Consider the following 24437-nt stretch of genomic DNA (forward strand, 5'->3'; position numbering starts at 1 on the left):
TTGTCATTCATTTTTAAGCCTTATTTACGGGCCTTTAAGCCTTGATAAAGAGAGCCATCGATTCTAAATGGCTAGTGTGTGGGAACATATCCAACATACCAAGTTTGGCTAATTGGTAGCCTTGCTTTTCTAAGCTCTCTGAATCTCTAGCTAGAGTAGCAGGATTACACGAAACATAAACCACACGCTTCGCTCCTAACGCTGAAATTTGATCAACGATCCCACTCGCTCCCGCACGTGCCGGGTCAAGCAATATTTTATCGAATTTCTCTTTTGCCCAAGGCTGTGAAGATAAGTCTTCTTCAAGGTTAGCTTGGTAAAATTCCGTATTGCTTAACTGGTTTAACGCTGCATTAGATGTGGCTTGCTGAACCATTTCATCAACGCCTTCTACGCCAACCACAAACGCCGATTGTTGCGCGATCGGCAAACTGAAATTCCCTAAGCCGCAAAACAGGTCGAGCACTCGCTCATCCGCTTGAGGTTCTAGCCACTCAATCGCTTGAGCCACCATCTGCTGATTCACTTTCTGGTTTACTTGGATAAAGTGGTTTGGCTCAAACGGTAACGTCACGCCAGTTTCGCTGTAGCTAGGCGCATCACCAACCAGACGGACCAACTTATCGGTTTCAGGCATCGAGTACAGCGTAGCGCCTTCTTCTTTTGCTAACGCAATCAGCGCTTGCTCATCTTTTTCAACCAAAGGCTTAAGGTGACGTAGAACCATAACAGGGCCAGTATCGCCCAACACCAATTCAACGTGTCCTAAAGACGTAAGGCTGTTGAAAGTGTTCAGTAAATTTTTCAGTTTTGGCAGCAACACATTAAGGCGAGGATCAAGCACGGCACAGTCGGTGATGTTTTCAATCTGCTTACTCTGCTTCTTACGGAAACCGAATTGAAGCTGTTGTGTCTTCTTATCAACAAATAGGCTGATACGTGCGCGACGTCGATAACCGGTTTCATCACCGACAATAGGTTGTGCAACTTCAGTGTTCGCCGTTTGGTATTGGCTCATCAGGTGCGTCAGAGATTGCGATTTATGCTCAACCTGAGAAGAGTAACCTAGGTGTTGAAGGTGACAGCCACCACACTGATTAAAGTGCTTACAAAACGGCTTTAAACGCTGCTCGCTCGGCTTCAATAACTTGATGAGTTTAGCTCGCGAAAACTTACTTTTGCTCTCAGTAAGTTGAATAACCACCTGCTCACCGGGCAATGCGCCATCAATGAAAACCGGTTTATTCTTTTGATAAGCGATGCCAGCGCCATTGTGATCCATTCGTTCAACCAAAACCGATTGATGCTTGGTCTCGAGTTGAGTTTTCTTTTTTGGTTGGAAAAAACGTGCCATTGCTTGTGCCTAATGTATCTTTTAATAAGTAATTGGTATCCAGGACTCACTATTATGTCTTGGAATCATTGTCGAACGTCACGGCTTTGATTAAGCTTACCGTTCACTTAACCGCCATTGTGTGCGTTATTTTCCCATATCCAGACCTCGATGTAATTAAAGAACATGACCAGATATGGCTTAAGAGCCCGTGTAATTACCTTAACTCTAGCTCCAACCCTGATTATTGGGTTGCTATTGAGTGCATTTTTCTCATTTAACCGCTATCAAGACCTTGAAGGTCAAGTGGTTAACACTGGTACTAGCATCATTGAGCCACTTGCGATTACGAGTGAATCAGGCATGAAGCTCGAAAGTCGAGAGTCTGTTCGTCAGCTTATTAGCTATGCGCATCGAAAGAATTCTAAGCTAGTGCGCAGTATCGCGGTGTTTGATGAGCGTCATGAGTTGTTTGTAACCTCAAACTTCCACCCCGATTTTGAAAGCCTGACCTACCCCAAAGATAAACCGATCCCGCATTTAAGCTCATCGAACCTTCTCGATAATACGCTGATTCTGCGGACACCTATCATCGCCGAAGGCCAGTACATCAATTCAGCCAACGGTCAGTCTCAAGCTAATCAAGCGATCGGCTACATTGCGATTGAATTAGATCTTTCATCACTTCGATTGCAGCAATATCAAGAAGTGTTCTCTGCATTCTTAGTGTTGATTCTCGGGCTTGGTTTATCGGGCGTGTTTGCGTTCCGCTTAATGCACGATGTCACTCAACCGATCACACACATGAAAAACATGGTCGACCGAATTCGTCGAGGTCACCTAGATGTGCGTATCGAAGGTAAGATGCATGGTGAGCTAGACTCGCTGAAAAACGGTATCAATGCGATGGCGGTATCGCTATCAGAGTATCACGTCGAGATGCAGCACAGTATCGACCAGGCCACATCAGATTTGCGTGAAACTCTTGAACAGCTAGAGATTCAAAACGTTGAGTTAGACATCGCGAAGAAACGCGCTCAAGAAGCGGCTCGTGTTAAGTCTGAGTTCTTAGCGAATATGTCTCACGAATTGAGAACGCCGCTGAACGGTGTGATTGGCTTTACTCGTCAAATGCTCAAGACTCACCTATCGAACAGTCAAACCGATTACCTACAAACCATTGAACGCTCGGCAAACAACCTGCTTAGCATCATCAACGATATCTTGGACTTCTCGAAACTTGAAGCCGGTAAATTAGCCCTAGAGAACATCCCATTTGAATTCCAAGCCAGCCTTGAAGAGGTAGTAAACCTTCAAGCAACCAACGCTCATGAGAAAGGCCTAGAACTGACACTGAAGATCGACCCTAAAGTACCGCCAGGTGTGGTGGGCGATCCACTGCGTATTCAGCAGATCCTAACCAACCTTGTTGGTAACTCAATCAAGTTTACCGAACGCGGCAACATTGATATCAGCGTTGAGCTTCGCTCACAAAGTGAAGACAACATCGAGCTGCAATTCATGGTTCGCGATACGGGTATTGGTATTTCTGAGCGTCAACAAGCTCAGCTTTTCCAAGCTTTCAGCCAAGCCGATGCAAGTATCTCTCGTCGTTACGGCGGTACAGGCTTAGGTCTGGTTATCACCCAAAAACTGGTCAGCCAAATGGGCGGAGAGATCAGCCTAACCAGTCGTCTTCACCAAGGCTCTACCTTCTGGTTCACCTTGAGACTATCAACGACTGATATGCCTATGACAGAGCTGATTGAGACGCAGTGTCTGCAAGACAAACAACTGCTGCTTATCGAGCCAAACATGCAAGCGGCATCGATTACTCAGCAAATCCTAACCCAAGAAGGCTTAGTGGTAACGTATCGTTCGGTGATGCCAGATGAGACGACCTCGTATGACTACGTTCTGCTTAACCTAGCCGCCAACCAAGAGTATCAATTTGATACTGTGAGTGGTTGGGCGATCGGTGCGAAGAAGATTGCTCAAAACGTGATTATTGGTACACCAAGTACCGAGCTAGCGTTGGGTGAGCAACTAATGAAAGAGGTCGATGTTCAGTGCATCACCAAGCCTCTTTCTCGTAAGAAGTTGCTGCAAACTCTGGTATCGAATCAGGCACCTACCTTGATTGCACCAGCGATTGAAACGCATTCTGAAGAGAAGTTACCGCTTACTGTGATGGCAGTAGACGACAACCCAGCCAACCTTAAGTTGATTACCGCGCTGCTTAAAGAGCGTGTAGAAACCGTCATCAGTTGTACCAGTGGTCAGCAGGCGATAGACAAAGCGACAGAGACGCCATTTGATATCATCTTCATGGATATTCAAATGCCACAGATGGACGGTGTAACCGCTTGTCAGAACATCAAAAAACTGGCGAACAATGCGAATACACCTGTAATTGCCGTGACCGCACATGCAATGATTGGCGAACGAGATCGACTGCTTGAAGCGGGCATGGATGACTACCTAACCAAACCTATTGAAGAGCATGTTTTACAGCAGGTTCTGATTCATTGGAGCTCGACCTCTGAGGTTGAGCTCATCGAAAAAATAGATCCAGACCACCCAGCGGTCTCTGCTGAAGTCGACAACGGTCCGGTGTCAGAAACTGAAGCCAGCGTGCACACAAACATCATCATTGATTGGCAAGCTGCGATGAAACAAGCCGCCAATAAAGAAGACCTCGCACGCGATATGCTGCAAATGCTCGTCGACTTTATTCCAGAGGTGTATGAGGCAGCAGACAAAGCGATAGAAGACAGTGACTATCCAGTTGAAGAGCTGATACACATCATTCACAAGATGCATGGCAGCAGCTCGTACAGCGGCGTACCAAGGCTAAAATCGGTATGTGCGACAATAGAGAAAGAGCTGCGTTCAGGTACTTCTGTTGAAGACATTGAACCTGAGCTTTTCGAGCTTCAGGATGAATTAGATAAGGTTCAAGCAACCGCGATTCACTACTTGAAACAGGCGAAGGCCTAGCGGGTACTTGTTACTCACTAGTATTCTTTAGAGGGTTTACCCGCCAATAAAAAAGCAGAGCTCATGAGCTCTGCTTTTTTCTGTCTAGAGCCAAGAGCACTAGATATAAAGTCGCGATAATCTGTTTACGATTCGAGTAACACCGTTGCCACAGCGTAGTGACGCTCATCCGAGATAGTCAGATGAATCGATGTTGTGCCATTCGCCTCTGCGATTTCACGCGCTTTCTTGTGTAAGCTCAATACTGGCTTACCATGCTCATCGTTTGAAATCTCAAAGTCGTGGAAGGTAACACCCAGCGCAATCCCCGTACCTAACGCCTTAGATGCAGCTTCTTTAGCAGCAAAACGTTTTGCAAGGTAACGGCCTTTTTGCTTCAACTGTTGGAATACTTCAAACTCAGAATCCGTCAAAATACGCTGAGCAAAAGCGTCGCCACTTCGCGACAGCGCCTTCTCGACACGTTCGATTTCTGCGATATCTGTACCTAATCCAACAACTGCCATGTTTCCTCTACTACTTAACTTCTGTCTAATGATTAACTGTACATCGCTTAGTGCCGACGACTTGCCGAACTAAGCGTTGTTACGTGCTGTTTCCATGATTGCTTTCATGTCTGCAACGGCTTTGTTTAAGCCATCAAACACTGCACGTCCCATGATCGAGTGACCGATGTTCAGCTCGTAGATCTCTGGAAGTGCCGCAATCGGTGCTACGTTGTGGTAAGTCAGACCATGACCCGCATTGACTGTGATACCTAAGTCATCTGCATAGCTTGCGCCTGCTGCGATCTTCTTAAGCTCGTCTTGTTGATCTTCTTCTGTCTTAGCATCAGCATAGTGACCCGTGTGCAGTTCAATGAACGGTGCGCCACACGCTTTTGCAGCATCGATTTGCTCACGGTCAGCATCGATAAACAGAGATACCTTGATACCTGCTGCAGACAGTTTTTGTGTCGCCGCTTTGATCTTCTCTAGTTGACCAACTACGTCCAAGCCACCTTCAGTGGTTAGCTCTTCACGTTTTTCAGGAACCAGACAAACAAACTCAGGATTAGTATCGAGTGCAATTTGAACCATCTCGTCCGTTACGGCCATCTCCAAGTTCATGCGAGTTTGAAGTGTTTCAGCCAGAATACGCACATCGCGATCAACGATGTGACGACGGTCTTCACGCAGGTGAATAGTAATGCCATCTGCACCAGCACGTTCAGCGATTTCAGCTGCGTGTACTGGATCTGGGTATTTAGTACCACGTGCATTACGTAGTGTTGCAATATGGTCGATATTAACGCCTAAAAGGATTGAGCTCATTTTCCAATACTCCGTGCTCTGGAGAGGGCTATTGTTGGCATAAATAGCTCTCTACTTTTTAATGGTTTGCCGCCAAGATACGGCTTTAAGGCTATGCGTGTAAAGCGTTTTGCCGCTTTTAACTGCTCTTTAGTGATAAACCTACGTTCGCTGATTGCAATAAGTTCATCGCCCATAAAAGTCAGGTTATCTCGACGTACTGAAGCGATGAAACCTTTCTGCTCTCGATAGCGATAAGTCATGCTCGGATCAATCGCTTCGCCAGTGCCCGCGCAGTGTAAAAAGTCGACGCCGTAACCCATAGCAGATAATAGAGCCAGCTCAAAGCGACGCAGTGCTGGCTCAGGATTATCATTATGCGCCAGCTCTGTTAAAGCATGAAGATAGTCGTGAAAAAGTGCAGGCATCGGTACTTCCGCCATCAATACCCGACCGATAAGCTCGTTCACGTACATGCCTGAATACAGATTAATACCGGTGAGAGGGAGCCCCAAGCTGATGGGTTCAGCTTGGCGTAAGGTTTTCATCGAACCATTACCAGACCACTTAAGCAATAGCGGCGTAAAAGGTTGTAATGCACCTTTCAAATTGGAACGCTTGCTGCGAGCGCCTTTAGACATCAACGTCACCCGACCGAACTCTTCGCTGAAGACGTCCAAGATCAGGCTCGACTCACTGTATGGTCGACGGTGCAACACAAAGCATCGCTGTAACCCTTCGCTCAATCACTTACCCTTATTACAGATACAAAAAGAGAGAGTTCGCACTCTCTCTTGGATTTATCTTCAGTTCAACTTTCTTAATCTCAGAAAGTGACGTTCAATATATTATAGATCGTCGATGTAGCCTAACGAGCGAAGTGCACGCTCATCATCAGCCCAGCCAGATTTAACCTTGACCCAAGTCTCTAGGTAAACCTTACGGCCGAATAGCTCTTCCATATCGATACGCGCTTCACGACCAATCGTTTTGATCTTCTCGCCCGCTTTACCAATCACCATTTTCTTCTGGCCTGTACGCTCAACAAGAATCAGTGCATTGATGTGGAAGCCATCGTTATCTGGGTTGTAATCGAAACGTTCGATTTCAACCGTTACCGAGTAAGGTAGCTCGTCACCCGTAAAGCGCATCAGCTTTTCACGGATAATTTCAGAGGCCATAAAACGTTGCGAGCGATCAGTCACGTATTCTTCAGGGAAGTGGTGTGTCGCTTTAGGTAAATGTTCACGTACGTGCTTACGCAGTACATCAATATTTTTACCTTGCTTCGCTGAGATTGGCACTACATCAATGAAGTCCATCTTCTTAGAGACTTCCATCATGTGCTGCATCACGTTAGTACGGTCTTGAACGTTATCTACTTTGTTGATGCAAAGTACAACTGGGAAGTCAGTCTTCTTCAGTTTGTTCAGAACCATCTCATCGTCGTCAGTCCAGTGAGTACCATCGACAAGGAAGAATACTAGGTTTACATCACTCAATGAGCTGTTCGCCGCACGGTTCATCAAGCGGTTGATGGCACGCTTTTCTTCAATATGAAGTCCAGGAGTATCAACAAAGATCGCTTGGTAATCACCCTCAGTTTCAACGCCCATAATACGGTGACGTGTCGTCTGTGGTTTACGTGATGTAATAGAAATCTTCTGACCCAGAATATGGTTCAGAAGCGTCGACTTACCTACATTTGGGCGACCGACAATAGCGATGAAGCCACAGTGTTGGTTTTCCGGTAGGCCTGTTTTTTTGCTATCAGATGAAAAGAATGCATCGATATCGAAATCTTGGTTGTTATCAGACATTGCTTAGTTGCTCTAATGCTGTTTCAGCAGCCGCTTGTTCTGCCTTGCGGCGGCTAGTGCCTTTACCGATAACAGGTTTATCCACACCTGCCACTTCACACTCAACCGTAAACTCTTGGTTGTGTGCTTCACCTTTAATATTAGTCACTGTGTAGACAGGTAGAGGATTTCTTCGACCTTGCAAAAACTCTTGTAGGCGAGTTTTCGGATCTTTTTGAGATACTCCAGGCTGAATAGCATCTAGGCGAGATTGGTACCAGCTTAAAATAATGCCGCGAACCGTCTCGGTATCACTATCTAAATAGACAGCGCCGATGACCGCTTCAACCGCATCCGCTAGAATAGAATCACGACGGAAACCGCCACTCTTCAACTCACCTGGACCTAATTTTAAGTAATCTCCTAGTTCGAATTCACGACCTAGTTCTGCCAATGTATGACCACGTACTAATGTTGCGCGCATGCGGCTCATATCACCTTCGTTTACCTTAGGAAAACGGTGGTAAAGATCATCAGCGATAACAAAACTTAAAATTGAATCGCCCAGAAACTCAAGACGTTCGTTATGTTTGCCTGCGGCGCTGCGGTGAGTCAGCGCCAAGTGGATAAGATCGGCATCATTAAACTGATAGCCAATCTTTCTCTCTAGTTTATCAATTGGAGAATTCATGCTCTCTCGATGTGTTATGTGATCGATTAATGAATCCCACCGATGCGATTAAAACGCACACCAGTAGGAATCCATGTTGGAAGTACACTGTCTGAACCGCGTTCGAATTCGAAGCTGATCCAAATAGCAACGGCCTTACCAACAAGGTTTGCTTCAGGGACAAAGCCCCAGTAACGGCTATCGGCACTGTTGTCACGGTTATCACCCATCACAAAGTACTGGCCTTCTGGAACGACCCATTCGTTAACACCATTGCGAGGCTGATATGCTTGCACACGATCGCGGCGCAATGGGTTAACTAAAATCTGGTGTTCTACGTCTCCAAGCTGTTCGTTCAGCTGAATCAGAGGCACACCATCTTGAATAAATTGGCTCTCTTCAACATTACTTAGTTTCACTGGTTCACAGCTACTTGTACCCTTCGCCTGAATGCAGATCTCTTTACGACTGCTGTAGCGAATGGTGTCACCTGGCATACCAACAACACGCTTGATGTAGTCGATGTTAGGCTGAGGTGGGTACTTAAATACGATTGAATCACCACGCTCTGGCTTGCCCGTTTCTACCAGTTGAGTGCGCCATACTGGGTCTTTTAGACCGTACGCGTACTTCTCTACCAAGATGAAGTCACCAACCAAAAGCGTTGGCATCATCGAGCCAGAAGGGATTTGAAACGGTTCATAAATAAATGAACGCAGAACCAAAACAAATGCAATTACCGGGAAAATGGACACACTGTTCTCAACCCACCAAGGTTGAGCCGTAACTTTTGCGCTAGTTTCAGCGTCTAGGCCATTCGATTGTGCTTCAACGTCAGCAAGCTTTTGCTGGCGCTTCTTCGCCCACACAAACTTTTCCAACGCCCATACAATGCCGGTCACTAGAGTTACGATCACTAAGATAAGCGAAAATGTATTAGCCATTGATATCCCTTAAATTTCATTTCTTTAAAAATAACGAAAGTGAAAGAGTAGCGAGCTACTCTTTCACTTTCAATTATTCGTTTAATGCTGGATAAAGTTAATCTTTGCCAACATGAAGGATTGCAAGGAAAGCTTCTTGAGGCAGTTCAACGTTACCGATCTGCTTCATACGCTTCTTACCTTCTTTTTGTTTCTTAAGAAGTTTCTTCTTACGACTGATATCACCACCGTAACATTTTGCGATTACGTTCTTACGCAGTTGTTTCACTGTAGAACGAGCAATGATGTGGTTACCAATCGCTGCTTGAATCGCGATATCGAACATCTGACGAGGGATGAATTCTTTCATCTTCTCTACCAGTAGACGACCACGAGACTGAGCAATATCTTTGTGCGTAATGATAGCTAGTGCATCAACTGTTTCGCCATTCAGCAGTACGTCTACACGTACCATGTTTGATGGCTCGTAACGTTGGAAGTTGTAATCCAATGATGCATAGCCGCGAGACGTTGACTTCAGACGGTCGAAGAAGTCTAGAACTACTTCTGCCATAGGAAGATCGTACGTCACAGCAACTTGGTTACCGTGGTAGACCATGTCTACTTGTACGCCACGCTTCTCAACACACAGTGTGATTACGTTACCTAGGTAATCCGAAGGTACCAGAATATTACAGCGTGCAATTGGCTCACGAATTTCTTCTAGGTCATTAACCGCTGGCAGTTTAGCCGGGCTATCAACGTAAAGAACCGTTTTATCTGTTTTTACAACTTCATACACTACTGTTGGAGCAGTTGTGATTAGGTCTAGGTCGTATTCACGCTCTAGACGCTCTTGGATGATCTCCATGTGAAGCATTCCTAAGAAGCCACAACGGAAACCAAAACCAAGTGCTGCTGAACTTTCTGGTTCAAAGAACAGTGATGCATCGTTCAGGCTTAATTTGCCTAACGCGTCACGGAAGTTTTCGTAGTCATCAGATGATACAGGGAATAGACCAGCGTATACCTGAGGCTTCACTTTTTGGAAACCAGGTAGACGTTCAGTGCTGCCGCCTTTTGCAAGCGTCAACGTATCACCAACCGGTGCACCTAGGATGTCTTTAATACCACAAACAACCCAACCTACTTCGCCAGTATTTAGCTCTGTAGTATCGATTTGCTTAGGCGTGAAGATACCTAGACGGTCAACACCCCATACTTGGTCTGTCGACATTACTTTGATCTTATCGTTCTTCTTCAGCTTACCGTTTTTGATACGAACCAAAGAAACTACGCCAAGGTAGTTATCGAACCAAGAGTCAATGATCAACGCTTGTAGAGGCGCTTCAGGATCACCTTCCGGTGGCGGGATTGCCGTCACGATGTTTTCTAGAACATCATCAACACCCAAACCTGTTTTCGCAGAACAGCGAGTCGCTTCCATCGCATCGATGCCAACGATCTCTTCGATTTCTTCAGCAACACGTTCTGGTTCAGCAGCTGGTAGGTCAATCTTGTTCAAGATTGGCACTACTTCCAGTTCCATTTCGATTGCTGTGTAACAGTTTGCTAGAGTTTGTGCTTCAACACCTTGGCCAGCATCCACTACAAGTAGTGCGCCTTCACAAGCCGCTAGAGAACGAGATACTTCGTAAGAGAAGTCTACGTGTCCAGGAGTGTCGATAAAGTTAAGTTGGTAAGTTTCACCATCTTTAGCTTTGTAATCTAAAGTCACACTCTGCGCTTTAATTGTAATACCACGCTCGCGTTCTATATCCATAGAATCGAGGACTTGAGCTGCCATCTCACGTTCACTTAATCCTCCACAAACTTGGATTAAGCGGTCAGAAAGGGTCGACTTACCGTGGTCGATGTGGGCGATAATCGAAAAATTACGAATGTGCTTCATAGGCTTGGTGTGACTAAACTCTTTGAATAGGGATAATAAGAAAGCCGCGACGCGTCCAATCTACAGTCAGCATTGGTGGCGGCATTTCAATCAAGTTGGCAGATTCTACCCAATTTAAGGGCAAGAAGCATCATAAATTAGACGAGAGACTCACCTAGGATTCGAATCAAGACGACTTCTTGCTTGGATTTGTCTTCCATGGGTTTGGCTAACCGCTTCGCTAAGGCAATCCCACCAGCAGTAAACAGTGCTGCACTTAAGATAACAATGCCCTCGCCCCCCTGGAGTAAGGGTTGTAACAAGAGTTGCCCAAAACCAGCACCAATCATCAACATGAAAAGTGGGATGAGATAAACAATCGCCGCCGACTGAAGTAGGCTTTTTTCTGGAAAGCCAATTTCTACGATTTGTCCAGCTTTGACTAAGCTTTTGGTTTTAAGCTGCCAAAACAAAGATTTATTGCCAACAGCCTTGGTCACAATACCCGTACCGCAGTTTTTTTGAGAAGAACAGCTGCTACAACTGGTTTGTTGTTCGCAGCTCAATTGAACAAAGTATTGCTTACCTTTTTGTTCAACCGAGCTAACGGTCGCCAGCGCGGTCATCATTGCGCTTGTACCGATTTATTAAATGTAACTGACTGAGCAATACGTTTTGCAGTTGCCGGCGGAATGTCACCAACCACAGAGATCTCTTTATCGCCAATCACTAAGCTGTGCAAGGTTCTACGCCCTTGACGCACCAGCTGCCCTTTCAATGAATGCTCATCTTTTTCCGCGATATAAACCGAAAAGTTAAACAGTCCATCACTGAAAAGCTGACTTTCAACCATTTTATCGGTCGCAGCCATTTGATAGCGGCTAAGCTCTTTTGATTTAAACCCTTCAGGAATCCACGACGCTTGCCAGTTAGTTTCACTCACTAAGCCTTCCGGTAATGATAAAACTTTCGGCAATTGAGCTTGGCTCAAGCCACCCATAGCCTCAGCAATCTTATCGTTCACCACGTAAGAGATAGTGCGGTACTGTTCAAGCACTTCGCCATCACGATCCAAAAGGTCGGCACGCAAAGGAAGATTCGTTTTTTCGTCTACCCAAACCACGTAAGAGTAGCGAAGGCCATCTTTCGGCACGACACGCAGCACTTGAGTGGTGCTACCTGCTTCACGAGAGCGACCAACTTTCACAAAGTCGTAGTACTGATTCAGAGATTCGATATCTCGATTAATCATCGGAATAACAGGCGCAACCATGCTGCCTGACTGAATCGTAAATGGCTCTGTACCCGGCTCGATGTAGCTAACTTCGTTGCCACGTCGAATGACTTCACGAACAGGGCCGCTTAGATAAACAAGGTGTGCAAGTTGTTGGTCGTCGTTAACCGCATGGCGATAAACAAGAGGCTCAATACTGCTCTTCTTTATCAAAATGTAGGAGAGTTCGTAATTTAGATGCTGACTGGCCTCGTTCATTTGATGCAACAAGGCCTTTGCAGTGGTTTCCTCTGCAAAGGCTGTTGGAGACATCAAGCTGAACAGTGTCAGTGCACTGACCAGGATTTTCTTCATTCAATGTCCGATTCTAGATGTGCATCTTGCATTGGCGATGCATCACTGTTTAATCTTAGCTGCAGCTCATAATCTTCTAACAATGCATGAACGCGTTTGCGCTGCTCTTGCAAGTTAGCTTCAGATGCTGGTTTCTCAACAGAGTCACGCGTTAAACTTACTGGTTCCGCAGAACCGGCAAATGGAATCGTCTGGAGTACAGGCAACTGCTCTGGTGCTGCAGGGTCGCTACCACCATATTGTTGAACACCTAATACAACGGCTAATGAAACACACGCTGCCACGGCAACTTGTCCAAACTGTTGTAACCACGCCGGAAGCTGACGCTTCGCTTGCTGAGGTTTAGGTTGCTCTTCAATTGGAGCAACAGTAGGTTCAACATTCACTTGGTGCAGGTTCGACATTGAACCATATGCAGGCTCGTTCTCAAGCGCTGCCGCTACACTATTAGCAATGTTCCACTCTGGAGTTTCTGGCGAATCCCCACGCATAACATCACCAATTAAATGGTAACTCTGCCAAGTATCCATGCTTTCTTGATCAGATTCTAGATCTACAATGAGAGCTTTATCGATCGTTTCACCATCCATGAGTGCCGAAAGCTTTTCTTTATCAGCCATTATTTTCACCATAATTATTACAAGTTCTAGTGTTGCAAAAGAGGTTTGATTTTCTTTTCCACCGCTTCACGAGCTCGGAAAATACGCGAACGTACGGTTCCTACAGGGCAATCCATTACTTCTGCAATCTCTTCGTAGCTCAAACCTTCGAGCTCTCGCAACGTCATTGCAGTTTTTAAGTCTTCTGGTAGCGCTTCAATCGCTCCAAAAACAACTTGTTTCAATTCTTTTGACAGCGTTAAGTTCTCAGGGTTCGATATTTCTTTTAACGCGCTGCCTGTTTCGTAATATTCTGCATCTTCTGCATCTACATCGGTTGCTGGCGGCCTACGGCTTTGGGCAACGATATGATTTTTAGCGGTGTTCACGGCAATTCGGTATAACCATGTATAGAAGGCACTCTCGCCACGAAAGTTAGGTATCGCGCGGTAAGCTTTAATAAAAGCTTCTTGTGCTACATCAGGTACATCACCGGAATTATTCACGTATCGAGAGATAAGATTACAAACTTTGTTTTGATACTTAACCACTAGTAAGTTAAATGCCTGCTTATCTCCACTCTGAACTCGCTCAATCAACACTTGATCGGTTAGCTGCTCGTTCATTCGAGCGGGTACTCCTATTGTTATAACCCTCACCTTCACAGATATGGGGACTAATTATGCGAAATGTAGTATTGACACCACCGTCTACAAGAGCACTATTGTGACTAAGCCAAATACCGAAAGTTCCAACTTTCTTAAAATTATTTGCCATTATTGTTTCACAATGTGATGTAATAAAAATAGCTATCCCTATCAATTTGGGGAAACTTGAGCAAAAGCAATGGTATTGAGCAATTAAATATTTCTAGATAGCTGTCTATATATTGATTTTGCATAGCGTTTAAGGATGACTCTGGAGAGATTATAACAGTCTTAGCCAAACTCCTAAAACAAGACAAAGTCAATTGAGAGTGGACAACTCGACTATAGCCCGGGATTTAATAAGTTTTATGAACGCAAACCGTGAACATCAGTGTGATGTATTAGTGGTAGGAAGTGGTGCGGCAGGCTTGTCATTAGCCTTACGCGTAGCAGAACATGCAAAAGTAATTGTATTAAGCAAAGGACCACGCAGCGAAGGATCGACGTATTACGCACAAGGTGGTATCGCCGCGGTGTTCGATGAGTCGGACAGTATTGAGTCTCATGTAGAGGATACTCAAATCGCTGGGGCTGGGTTATGCGAAGAAGATACAGTTCAATTCATTGCTGAAAATGCGAAAAAGTGTGTGCAATGGCTGATTGATGGTGGTGTTCCATTTGATAAAGATGAGAACAGCACAGAAGGCCAACCAAAATATCACCTCACTCGTGAGGGTGGCCACAGTCACCGCAGAATTCTGCACGCTGCCGATGCAACTGGCATGGCGATGCAAACCTCACTACAAGATAACGTCAACAACCACCCAAATATCGAGATCTTCGAGCGCCACAATGCGCTGGATTTGATCACGGAAGATAAGATTGGTGGTTCAAAAGACAAGGTGATCGGTGCCTACATTTGGAACCGTAACCAAGAACATGTTGAAACCGTGCGCGCTAAGTTTGTTGTATTAGCAACAGGCGGCGCTTCAAAGGTTTACCAATACACCTCTAACCCAGATGTTTCTTCAGGTGATGGTATTGCTATCGCTTGGCGTGCGGGTTGTCGTGTGGCAAACCTTGAGTTCAACCAGTTCCACCCAACTTGTTTATTCCACCCAGAAGCGCGTAACTTCCTACTAACGGAAGCACTGCGTGGTGAAGGGGCTTACTTGCGTCGTCCAGATGGTTCTCGCTTTATGAAGGACTTCGATGAGCGCGGTGAACTGGCGCCACGTGATGTGGTTGCTCGTGCAATTGACTTCGAAATGAAGCGCTTGGGTGCCGACTGTATGTATGTTGATATCAGCCACAAGCCTGAAGAATTCATCACAGCGCACTTCCCGATGATCCATACTCGCTTGATGGACTTGGGCATCGATATGACCAAAGAGCCGATCCCTATCGTACCAGCCGCTCACTACACGTGTGGTGGTGTCATGGTTAATAAGCAGGGTCAAACCGACCTAACGAACTTGTATGCGATTGGCGAAGTGAGCTACACCGGCTTACACGGTGCAAACCGTATGGCTTCTAACTCACTGCTTGAGTGTGTGGTTTACGCATGGGCAGCAGCAAAAGATATCGTTGAGAACATCGACCAATCTCAACTGTGTGCAGAACTGCCAGCATGGGATGAAAGCCAAGTCACCAACAGTGATGAAGAAGTTATCATTCAACACAACTGGCACGAACTGCGCCTGTTCATGTGGGATTACATGGGCATTGTTCGAACGGATAAACGACTAGAGCGTGCATTACGCCGTATTCAGATGCTGCAACAAGAAACTCATGAGTACTACAGCTACTTCAAGGTTTCGAATAACTTATTAGAACTGCGTAATTTGCTACAAGTGGCAGAGCTAATGGTTCGTTGTGCAATGCAGCGCAAAGAGAGCCGCGGCCTCCACTACACGTTGGATTACCCTGAACTTGCAGAAGACAGTGGCCCAACGATTCTGACGCCAGAGAAACGCCAATCATAATAATTGGTTAAACGTGCTTAGCGAATTAGCCGTCAGCGGAAAATGATTAAACGAAAGGGAGCCGAGTGCTCCCTTTTCTTTTGTCTAACGCTTTCTTTTATCTAATACTTTCTTTCATCGAATACTTTCTTTCATCGAATAGTTTGGCTTCTCTAGCGCGCTCGTTGTAAGTTCGCCAGAAAATGGCGATATTCTCGCTCGCAACAGCTGTCCCGCCAAAGCAGTACCGAGTGCCCACATTCAAACTGCAATTTAACGAAGAACTGCGCCCAGATCTTATCAACGGACTTGAGTCGGTAAGTTCGGTCATTGAGTCGAATATCACCATCCTCTCTGTAATCAAAACGCCCATAGACACTATTTAGAATCACATGATTGTTTCTGAACAAGCGGATCATTAAAGCTAAGCAATAAAGGCTGGCGGCAAGTGGAATAGAAGACAGGACGATGAAAAACAAAAGGCACCCAAAAATAGTGCCTTTTGCAAATAATGCGGAATACGAAGGGTTAAGCTGAAGCTTAACGAACCTTGCTGAGGTTGTGTGCGACAATTTTATCAACCATTGATGCATGGCCTAGGTTTTCACTGCGTCCGTGGCCCATTACCCAAGTAAACAAATCTGGATCATCACACTCTAATAGAGAAACAAACTCGCGCTGTTCCTGCTCTTGCAATGAATCAAAACACTCTTCGAAAAATGGCATGATGACTACATCAAGTTCTAACATGCCGCGACGGCAACCCCATTTAATTCGTGCTTTCTGCTCTGCAGTGTACATTGGCTATCCTCACCTATAATTTTTCTTTCTCGGAGTGTAACAAGTCATACGCCTTGCAACTACTATGTGAGTCACAGTCCCTATCTAAGCTCACAAAAAAACCTAGGCTGACAAAGAAACAGAACCGGATTAACATAGAGCCAAATAAAATTCTTAGGAAAGATAAAATGGATTGGAAAAACATATTTCAGCCACTCGCTCATACGCAAAATGAATCGCTTCCAGAACTGATGATGACACACGTATCAGACTGGAGTGCAATTACCATGATAGGCGATGACAAAAAGTCGTACCTACAGGGTCAAGTAACGTGCGATGTCGTCACTCTTCCTAATGATGAATCCACATTAGGCGCGCACTGTGATGCAAAAGGAAAGGTATGGAGTATCTTTCGTTTGTTCCACCACAACGGTGGCTACGCACTCATGCAACCTAAATCAGCGATTGAAGTCGAGCTCGTTGAAATCAAGAAGTACGCGGTGTTCTCTAAGGTCGATATCGAGCAAACGTCTGACGTTGTTATCGGTGTGATGGGTTCGTCAGCTAATCAATACATTGATTCTATTTCAGAAAGCCAAGGTAATGTGCGTGCTATCTCTGGTGGTACAGCGGTTCAAGTTGCAGATAACCGCTGGGCTCTACTTGTGACAGAAGAAGCCGCTGCAACTTTAGTCTCAAGTAGTTCAGCAGAAAAAGTATCAGAAGCACTTTGGCAGTATTATGAAATTCTTGATGCTCAGCCTAACCTATCGAAAGCAGAGCAAAACGAGCACATCCCTCAAGCGCTTAACCTGCAAGCGATTGGCGGTATCAGCTTTTCAAAAGGCTGTTACACAGGTCAAGAAACGGTTGCTCGTGCTAAGTACCGTGGCATGAACAAGCGTGAGATGCGCATTGTGTCGGGCACAACTGCGGACGTGCTGTCGTTAGAAAACCCTATTGAACTGGAACGTAGTGTGGGTGAGAACTGGCGTGGCGCAGGCCGACTATTAAACGTCTATCAATTTTCTGATAACCGAGCGATTGGTTTGATGGTACTGCCAAACAACCTTGATGACGATGTTCAGCTGCGACTGACCGCGCAGCCTGATCAAACATGGAATATCCTGCCACTGCCGTACAGCCTTGACGACGAGTAACCACGTGGAAACGCAGATTACACAATGGCTGGATCAACAGCAGGTGAATTATCGCCTGCTGATGCAAAGCAAGCCAACCACCAGCATTGAAGAAACTGCACAAGAGCGAGGCATCGACGCCTCTCAAATGGTGAAGTGCATCCTGCTCAAGGATATGGGCAACCAGTATGCGTTAGCCTGTACTGCTGGCGATCGCTCTGTCGACCCCAAGAAAGTACGCTCGGTACTGAATTGCCGTCGAATGACCTGCGTGTCGCTCGCTGATGTTGAAGCGATCACCGGTTTTAAAGTGGGTTGTGTTGGTCCGCTCGCTCTCAAGAGACACATGCCGATCATTTTTGATCCTTCCATTCAAAACAACTCGACCGTAACCATTAGCTCCGGCGACCGAATGGCTGGCGTTGCGCTGGATCTCAATGATCTTATGGCGCTATGTGCACCGACCGTCGCGGACATCAGTCGATGATCGTTTAGATCATGCTTCGCAAACTTCATTTTAATATTTCATTGAGTACATTTTTAGTGTGAACCTCGTCATAAGAAGAACACACCATTAATAAATAGTTACTCAAAATAAAAGCATAAGTAGTCACAAAGTTAAATTTGCGTTATTGTAAATTTACTGACTAGCTATTAAGCAAATCAGTGCAAGTGAATCCACTGAGTAACATCAGTATCCACTTTTGTGTAATGCATCTGTGACTATTCGCCCGTTTTAGACGGGCTTTTTTTTGTCCGAAATTTACAATTTGATTACACAAACAAAAAAATCCCGCCTATTCTTATACTTGTAACATTATCACTGCTTAATACTGAACAGAAAAGTTCACGGCAGTTCACTACTCAGTATTATTTTGGGGAGGAGCTCACGTAAAAATAGATATTTACTGAAGAAAGTGCTTAGAACAGCACAAATATCTAATTAACGTCAACGCTACTGCATATAACTCCATGCTTATCACAATTATTATCTCGGAGTTTTTCTATAGGTAAATATAAGGATAATTAAGAATGAGACTGTTTAAGCGCTATACACCGAGTATGATTGCTAAACATGTAAGTCGACTTTTCAAAGGACGAATCTACATTTACGGCGTAGGAAAATTTGAGTTTGATAACGGTAAGCTAGTGCTACCAGACCGAGCAGAAAAACGTCACTTTCAAACAGTGAAAGAAATAAATAGTGAAATCATGAAACTGCGCTGCGCGTACGCATGACCTGATTATCTACAGAATTAAAAACAAAAAGGGTTGGCATTATGCCAACCCTTTTTTCGTACCAATTTTCGTATCAATGATGATTCGATATACCACCAGAACACTATGTCATTATCGATGAGTCACTGGACGCTTAGCTAAGTCAGGAAGATTGCCAGACAAACCCAGTGCGCGCTTCATGATCTCATCTTTCGCACCCGGTAATTGGCCCGCAAGCTTCATACCAATGCCACGAATCAGCTTCTTAGCTGGGTTATCGCCTTCAAACAGATCTTTAAAGCCCTGCATTGAAGCAATCATTTTCGCCGCCTCTGCTTTTCTCCAGCGCTCGTAGCCGCGAAGATTACGCTTGGTGCCAATGTCTTCACCCGCAGACCATAGCTTTAACAGCTCTTGCGCTAGGCTTGCTGCGTCTAATAGGCCAAGGTTCACGCCCTGCCCTGCTAATGGGTGAATGGTATGAGCAGCATCACCAACCAAAGCCACACGCTCTACCGCAAAGTCACGCGCATAACGCATGCGCAGTGGGAAGGCAAAACGGTCACCAACCACTTCACATAAGCCCAGCTTTGCATCGAACTCAGCTGTTAACTGCTTGTTGAATTCAGCATCTGACATTGATACGAGGTTCTCGGCACGATTTGGTTCCGTAGACCAAACAATCGAGCTCATGTTGCTTGGTTGCATTGGTAGGAATGCCAATGGGCCTTGAGGCGTGAAGATTTGACGAGCAACGCTGTGGTGCGGCTCTGTGGTTTTGATGTTCGCGACAATCGCACTGTGTCCGTAATCCCAATGTGTTAATGGGATATCTTGCTGCTTACGAACCCAAGAGTTTGCTCCGTCTGCTCCAACAACTAACTTAGCTGTCAGTGCTTGACCATTGTCCAATGTTAACCAAGCTTCACTTTCACCAATCGCCATCGTTTTACACGTTGCGGGCATATACAGGCTGACGTTGTCTTGTTTCTTAACCTGATCAAGCAGCGCTAATTGAATCACACGGTTTTCAACGATATGACCAAGATTAGGCTGAGCCAAGCGTGTCGAGTCAAACTCAATACGAGCGAAACTGTCTTGTTCCCACACTTCCATCGCTTGATACGGTGCAGCGCGTCTTTGTTCGATACCTTGCCATGCACCTAGGTTACGAAGAATCACTTCACTAGAACGACTCAACGCGGATACACGCACATCAGGCAGCTCACTCAGCCCTTCACTAGGCGCTCTGCCTTCAATGACAGCGATTCTTAGGTCACTGTCTTTTAGGGCAGCAGCAAGCGCTAGGCCAACCATGCCACCACCAACAATCGCGATATCAACACTTTGCATCATTATTTATTACCTTATCTTTCTACTAGGCCAAGCGTATGACGCAAAAGTGGACCTTTAAGTGGTGGAAGGTTATCTATTACGGCTAACCCAAGATTACGCCCAATGCGAGCGGTCATATAATCGTTTGAGAACAGGTGAACTAGGCTTGAAGTCAACGTGATCGTTGCGTCTCGGTCTTGTTCTCTACGCTTTCTAAAGTTAACAAGACCACGGTAACGACCTACATCATCTAACTGGGTACACAACTCTTCTGCCAAGGAAGCCACATCTCGGATGCCTAGGTTAAAGCCTTGCCCCGCAATTGGGTGAAGCGTTTGAGCAGCATTACCAACAATGGCAAATCGATGAGAGATATTTTGCTGTCGGTGACGAAGAATCAGAGGGTAACTCGCGCGCTTGCCGACCTTCTCTAATCGGCCAAGTCGCCAGCCAAAGTCATTCTGCAATTGCTCAAGAAATTCATTGTCGTTTAGCGTCATCACTTTTTGTGCTTGCTCTGGTGTTAAACACCAAACCAGCGATAAACGGTTGTCACTCATCGGTAATAGAGCAACTGGCCCATGATGGGTAAAACGCTCAAATGCGCGACCTTGGTGAGGTTCACTCGCCACAATATTGGCAATCACAGCGACTTGCTCAAAGTCGTGCTCACTCAATGAGATATTGAGCTGTTGGCAACAGGTTGAGATTGCACCGTCAGCAGCAACCAGTAACTTAGTGGTTACTGTTTGCCCACTTGTCAGTTCAATCGTCGTCAACGCTTCTTCACGTTCAACTTTACTAACAGACTCAGGACAAAGCATGGTAATTACCGCTTCTGATTCAAGTTTCTGCTGATAGATTCGACCCACATCTGCTAACTCGACCACGTAGCCAAGCGCATCTACAGCAAGCTCTTCACTGTAGATGTCTGTCATTCCGGCATGCCCGCGATCCGAAACATGGATATCTTTAATCGGGGTCGCGACCGGAGCGATAGATTGCCATAAGCGCAAAGAATCCAGGATCTGCACCGTGCCATAGGACAAAGCAATCGAACGAGAATCAAACCCAGGGTGAGCTTGATGATCAACCTGATAAGGCTCCACTACCGCAATCGACAGTGAACCTTGGCTTAGGTGATTCAAAGCAAGGGCTAAGGTTGCCCCTGCCATTGCGCCACCAGCAATTACAACATCATACTGAACCATCATAACCTCAAACCGGCCAACGAATTAATGAATGGTAGGCGCCGCATCTTCAGATCGGCGAGCACAAAATTCAGCATGAATCGTTAGTGCACACGCTTTTACGTGCTCAATAACGTGCTCTAGAAGCTGCGCTTGCTCTTCCAGATCATCTTCTTCGTCAATGCCTAGCTTGGCCATCTCTTCTAGATCAGCTAATGCTTCTTTTGTACTGTCAGACGCTTTGTTCAATTGAGCGCCAACCAAGCCTAGACCAGAAATGAAATGGTTAATCCAATCAGACACACCATCAGCCAAGTCAAATAGGCTTGCGCTTGCGTCTTCGTCAGGCAGCAACATAGACAATTCCATACCCGAACCTGTGATTTCACTGGTCGTTACTTTCAGTGTCGCTTCCGCTAGCGTTAATGCGCGATCTGGCCAACCCATGCCTTCATTGGTGTAATCGAAGATCAGTGGTTGCCAGCTTTTATCTGCAAGGCTTAAGCCTCCGCTTAACATACCCGTTAATAAACCGTGCATCTCAGCAGGGGTTACGGCTAGACTTGCCGATTGAAGTTCAGTCGCAACCGTTAGGTAGTCAGGTAAAGTAGTTTCGCTCATCAGATAGCTCGCTCAGTTATTCTTTATATCGATAGTATAATCGTACCACTTCACCCCAATTCTGGTAAGCATCGATCCCCAGCAATTGAAGGATGACTGACTACCAATTGTTCAATTTGCTGAATTACTGTGTGCTCAAGCTCTCATTTACAAACAGTCACTCTGAAAAGCTTGAATCTTAATAGCGGTTTACCTATAGTTTCTCCCTCAGAGGAGATTGCTTCCTCATCGGTACTTGCACTTTTTCTTTCTCAAAAAATGGCGAAGGGCAACAGCCTTAAAATAGCGCATTAAAGAGTTCATCCATCATGAGTAATCAAGCGGTAGACGTTGAAATATTAGGAAAACTGACTCGAGTGAATTGTCCACCAGGGCAAGAAGAGTCATTGATTGCAGCGGCGGCCGATCTTGATAATCGATTGAAAGAGATGGCTGAACGTACTAAGGTAACCAATGAAGTGAAGCTGCTGACTATCGCAGCTCTGAATATTTGCTACGAATTACAAACCAAGAAGTTTGAAGCAAATGATGAACAAAACGCACTGACCGAGCGAATGGAACAGCTCACGACATCACTTTCAGATGTCCTCAGTAAAGTTAAGCACGGACAGCAATAGCGTACACAAAATTTACCCTGGAGTGTTTGTCAGAGGATTCACGTCCCCGAGCCGATAAGCAATCCCTAAGGGTTAGTACTTGAGTGCTATTGAGCATGCTCGGCCCGACCGAGAAGCCTACGGTAATCATTGCTGATCCGCCTTGAACTCGCTGGTTCAAGGGCCATCTATTCTCAACGGCACTTTGGGGTATCCCTTCTTATGAAGACGCTCACACGCAGCGAATTTCGCAAACAGATCCGTATCAAACGCAATGCCTTGTCTGGCGACCAACAAACTCAATCCGGTATCGACTTAGTTAAGCAGTGCATGCAGCTTGATGAAATTCAGTCTGCTCAGCATATTGCCCTCTATATCTCTATCGATGGCGAACTCGATACTCAGCCTTTAATCGAATGGTTATGGGCGCAAGGTAAGCAAACTTATTTACCAGTATTGCACCCCTTCTCTGCCGGGCACCTGCTGTTTTTACACTACTCGCCAACCACACCGACGGTCTTGAATAAGTACGGTATTGTCGAACCTCAGCTCAATCAAATGCTGGTTAAACCTTGTCAGCAACTCGACCTTATTCTTACGCCCCTTGTCGGCTTTGACTCCCATGGCCATCGTTTAGGTATGGGCGGCGGATATTACGATCGCACCTTGGCAAAGTGGTTCGAGACGGGCGAAGGTGCAGCTCCTATTGGTTTGGCTCATGATTGCCAACATGTTGATACGCTACCGATTGAAGAATGGGACATTCCGTTACCTAAAATCGTGACTCCGAGTAAAACTTGGCAATGGGAAAACAACCATTAAAGCGCTATAATCGCGCCGCAAACGTTAACCTCGATATAGAAACGTTAACTCAATATCTAAACGTTAACTTCATCATTACGCAAACGATCAATTCAAAGCGCAAGACCTTATTCAGGAGAATGGCATGACTCAAGATGAAATGAAAAAAGCAGCTGGCTGGGCAGCACTTCAATATGTTGAAGAAGGCAGCATTGTAGGTGTAGGTACTGGCTCTACAGTAAATCACTTCATCGACGCACTAGGCACAATGAAAGACAAAATCAAAGGTGCGGTTTCAAGCTCTGTTGCTTCAACGCAGCGACTAGAAGAGCTAGAGATCAAAGTGTATGAGTGTAACGATGTCGCTAAGCTAGACATCTATGTTGATGGCGCAGATGAAATCAACCCAACTCGCGATATGATCAAAGGCGGCGGCGCTGCTTTGACTCGTGAAAAAATCGTAGCGGCTATCTCTGATAAGTTTGTGTGTATTGTTGACGGTACTAAAGCAGTTGATGTGTTGGGTAAATTCCCACTGCCTGTTGAAGTAATCCCAATGGCACGTTCATACGTGGCACGTGAGTTGGTTAAGCTTGGTGGTGACCCAGTTTACCGCGAAGGCTGCACAACCGATAACGGCAACGTGATCCTAGATGTGTACGGCATGGCGATCGAAAACCCGAAACAACTAGAAGATATCATCAATGGTATAGCTGGTGTGGTGACGGTTGGTCTGTTCGCTCACCGTGGTGCTGATGTGGTTATCACCGGCACGCCTGAAGGTGCAAAAATCGAAGAATAAATAATAGAAGATTGAGTTTTTCTGTTACTTCATTACATACGGTGCCCTAGGGCGCCGTTTTTTTGCTTTATTGCTGTAAAATTATGTCTTATTCCGTAATTTTCTTACCCAAAACATTTTTTTTTTGTTACTTTATTGTTCAGAAGACGCACAGGGAAAACGTTTGTCTCCTAACAAAGTGGTGAATTTGTTCCCCTTTCAGCCATTTTGTAGCACGTGCGCCGCATTTGCCCAACCTTTCCATTTTAA

At 45.6% G+C, this 24437-nt stretch carries 25 protein-coding genes and 1 other RNA gene; 9 read left to right on the forward strand and 17 right to left on the reverse strand.

The genetic code is table 11. The annotated features are described in order from the left end of the window. Positions 1-34 precede the first annotated feature (34 nt). Entirely contained in the window at positions 35-1354 is a 1320-nt protein-coding gene (gene rlmD, locus ACED46_RS08010; RefSeq protein WP_017063211.1) for a 23S rRNA (uracil(1939)-C(5))-methyltransferase RlmD, read from the reverse strand. Positions 1355-1519: 165 nt separating this feature from the next. Between rlmD and barA the strand changes: the two genes are divergently transcribed. Next, complete coding sequence (barA, locus tag ACED46_RS08015) at positions 1520-4333, forward strand: two-component sensor histidine kinase BarA (protein WP_017059038.1); 2814 nt, start codon at positions 1520-1522, stop codon at positions 4331-4333. Between the two features lie 125 nt (positions 4334-4458). Here barA and acpS read toward each other — a convergent pair whose 3' ends face one another. The 11 genes from acpS to rpoE form a co-directional block, all read right to left on the reverse strand. Next, on the reverse strand, positions 4459-4839 hold the full coding sequence (acpS, locus tag ACED46_RS08020; RefSeq protein ID WP_017059039.1) for a holo-ACP synthase: 381 nt from the start codon (positions 4837-4839) through the stop codon (positions 4459-4461). Positions 4840-4908: 69 nt separating this feature from the next. Next, positions 4909-5646 carry a pyridoxine 5'-phosphate synthase gene (gene pdxJ, locus ACED46_RS08025; RefSeq protein ID WP_017059040.1) on the reverse strand — a complete coding sequence of 246 codons (738 nt, stop codon included), beginning with the start codon at positions 5644-5646 and terminating at the stop codon, positions 4909-4911. After that, positions 5643-6371 (reverse strand): DNA repair protein RecO, encoded by a 729-nt coding sequence (gene recO, locus ACED46_RS08030; protein ID WP_371721220.1) that lies wholly within the window; start codon positions 6369-6371, stop codon positions 5643-5645. Before recO ends, pdxJ begins: the two co-directional genes overlap by 4 nt. Before the next feature lie 102 nt (positions 6372-6473). Further along, entirely contained in the window at positions 6474-7445 is a 972-nt protein-coding gene (gene era / locus ACED46_RS08035) for a GTPase Era (protein ID WP_017059042.1), read from the reverse strand. Beyond that, positions 7438-8115 (reverse strand): ribonuclease III, encoded by a 678-nt coding sequence (gene rnc, locus ACED46_RS08040; RefSeq protein ID WP_017066012.1) that lies wholly within the window; start codon positions 8113-8115, stop codon positions 7438-7440. The genes era and rnc overlap by 8 nt, the downstream gene beginning before the upstream one ends. A 26-nt stretch (positions 8116-8141) precedes the next feature. Beyond that, positions 8142-9038, reverse strand: coding sequence for a signal peptidase I (lepB, locus tag ACED46_RS08045; RefSeq protein ID WP_017068697.1), 897 nt, complete (start codon positions 9036-9038; stop codon positions 8142-8144). A gap of 97 nt (positions 9039-9135) precedes the next feature. After that, the gene (lepA, locus tag ACED46_RS08050; RefSeq protein WP_017059045.1) at positions 9136-10929 is read right to left on the reverse strand and encodes a translation elongation factor 4; all 1794 of its coding nucleotides are present in this window, start codon (positions 10927-10929) and stop codon (positions 9136-9138) included. A gap of 137 nt (positions 10930-11066) precedes the next feature. Continuing rightward, positions 11067-11537: a SoxR reducing system RseC family protein gene (locus ACED46_RS08055; RefSeq protein ID WP_017059046.1), complete on the reverse strand. Its 471-nt coding sequence runs from the start codon at positions 11535-11537 to the stop codon at positions 11067-11069. Then, positions 11534-12496, reverse strand: a complete 963-nt coding sequence (gene rseB / locus ACED46_RS08060) for a sigma-E factor regulatory protein RseB (protein WP_017059047.1) — start codon at positions 12494-12496, stop codon at positions 11534-11536. The genes ACED46_RS08055 and rseB overlap by 4 nt, the downstream gene beginning before the upstream one ends. After that, positions 12493-13116, reverse strand: a complete 624-nt coding sequence (locus ACED46_RS08065) for a sigma-E factor negative regulatory protein (RefSeq protein WP_171732419.1) — start codon at positions 13114-13116, stop codon at positions 12493-12495. The genes rseB and ACED46_RS08065 overlap by 4 nt, the downstream gene beginning before the upstream one ends. A gap of 26 nt (positions 13117-13142) precedes the next feature. After that, on the reverse strand, positions 13143-13721 hold the full coding sequence (rpoE, locus tag ACED46_RS08070; protein WP_371721222.1) for an RNA polymerase sigma factor RpoE: 579 nt from the start codon (positions 13719-13721) through the stop codon (positions 13143-13145). 389 nt (positions 13722-14110) lie between these two features. Between rpoE and nadB the strand changes: the two genes are divergently transcribed. After that, the gene (nadB, locus tag ACED46_RS08075; RefSeq protein ID WP_371721223.1) at positions 14111-15727 is read left to right on the forward strand and encodes an L-aspartate oxidase; all 1617 of its coding nucleotides are present in this window, start codon (positions 14111-14113) and stop codon (positions 15725-15727) included. 152 nt (positions 15728-15879) lie between these two features. Here nadB and ACED46_RS08080 read toward each other — a convergent pair whose 3' ends face one another. Then, entirely contained in the window at positions 15880-16299 is a 420-nt protein-coding gene (locus ACED46_RS08080) for a protein YgfX (RefSeq protein ID WP_324295273.1), read from the reverse strand. Beyond that, a complete protein-coding gene (locus tag ACED46_RS08085; RefSeq protein ID WP_004735374.1) occupies positions 16247-16507 on the reverse strand; it encodes a succinate dehydrogenase assembly factor 2 in 261 nt (86 codons plus the stop codon). The genes ACED46_RS08080 and ACED46_RS08085 overlap by 53 nt, the downstream gene beginning before the upstream one ends. A 167-nt stretch (positions 16508-16674) precedes the next feature. Here ACED46_RS08085 and ygfZ point away from each other — a divergent pair, with 167 nt between their 5' ends. The 3 genes from ygfZ to ACED46_RS08100 all read left to right on the forward strand — a co-directional run bounded on the left by ygfZ (position 16675) and on the right by ACED46_RS08100 (position 18864). Next, positions 16675-17646 carry a tRNA-modifying protein YgfZ gene (gene ygfZ, locus ACED46_RS08090; RefSeq protein ID WP_371721224.1) on the forward strand — a complete coding sequence of 324 codons (972 nt, stop codon included), beginning with the start codon at positions 16675-16677 and terminating at the stop codon, positions 17644-17646. Positions 17647-17650: 4 nt separating this feature from the next. After that, positions 17651-18112 carry an aminoacyl-tRNA deacylase gene (locus ACED46_RS08095; RefSeq protein WP_029235114.1) on the forward strand — a complete coding sequence of 154 codons (462 nt, stop codon included), beginning with the start codon at positions 17651-17653 and terminating at the stop codon, positions 18110-18112. A 545-nt stretch (positions 18113-18657) separates the two neighbouring features. After that, the gene (locus tag ACED46_RS08100) at positions 18658-18864 is read left to right on the forward strand and encodes a DUF1107 domain-containing protein (protein ID WP_009847660.1); all 207 of its coding nucleotides are present in this window, start codon (positions 18658-18660) and stop codon (positions 18862-18864) included. Positions 18865-18975: 111 nt separating this feature from the next. Here ACED46_RS08100 and ACED46_RS08105 read toward each other — a convergent pair whose 3' ends face one another. Genes ACED46_RS08105 through ACED46_RS08115 form a run of 3 tightly spaced genes read right to left on the reverse strand, consistent with a single transcriptional unit; the run spans position 18976 to position 21989 of the window. Beyond that, positions 18976-20199, reverse strand: coding sequence for an FAD-dependent 2-octaprenylphenol hydroxylase (locus ACED46_RS08105; RefSeq protein WP_017063203.1), 1224 nt, complete (start codon positions 20197-20199; stop codon positions 18976-18978). Between the two features lie 11 nt (positions 20200-20210). Then, on the reverse strand, positions 20211-21389 hold the full coding sequence (gene ubiH / locus ACED46_RS08110) for a 2-octaprenyl-6-methoxyphenyl hydroxylase (protein WP_371721235.1): 1179 nt from the start codon (positions 21387-21389) through the stop codon (positions 20211-20213). A gap of 24 nt (positions 21390-21413) precedes the next feature. Next, the gene (locus tag ACED46_RS08115; protein WP_371721225.1) at positions 21414-21989 is read right to left on the reverse strand and encodes a YecA family protein; all 576 of its coding nucleotides are present in this window, start codon (positions 21987-21989) and stop codon (positions 21414-21416) included. A gap of 308 nt (positions 21990-22297) precedes the next feature. Here ACED46_RS08115 and zapA point away from each other — a divergent pair, with 308 nt between their 5' ends. The 4 genes from zapA (at position 22298) to rpiA (ending at position 24188) form a co-directional block, all read left to right on the forward strand. After that, positions 22298-22606: a cell division protein ZapA gene (zapA, locus tag ACED46_RS08120; protein WP_004735366.1), complete on the forward strand. Its 309-nt coding sequence runs from the start codon at positions 22298-22300 to the stop codon at positions 22604-22606. 11 nt (positions 22607-22617) lie between these two features. Next, positions 22618-22801, forward strand: a non-coding RNA gene (gene ssrS / locus ACED46_RS08125) — 6S RNA. A gap of 6 nt (positions 22802-22807) precedes the next feature. Next, complete coding sequence (locus tag ACED46_RS08130; RefSeq protein WP_017059056.1) at positions 22808-23407, forward strand: 5-formyltetrahydrofolate cyclo-ligase; 600 nt, start codon at positions 22808-22810, stop codon at positions 23405-23407. Between the two features lie 124 nt (positions 23408-23531). Beyond that, positions 23532-24188, forward strand: coding sequence for a ribose-5-phosphate isomerase RpiA (gene rpiA / locus ACED46_RS08135; RefSeq protein WP_017059057.1), 657 nt, complete (start codon positions 23532-23534; stop codon positions 24186-24188). The last annotated feature ends 249 nt before the right edge of the window (positions 24189-24437 follow it).

This window comes from Vibrio sp. 1S139, assembly GCF_041439475.1.
Classification (GTDB): Bacteria; Pseudomonadota; Gammaproteobacteria; order Enterobacterales; family Vibrionaceae; genus Vibrio; species Vibrio crassostreae_C.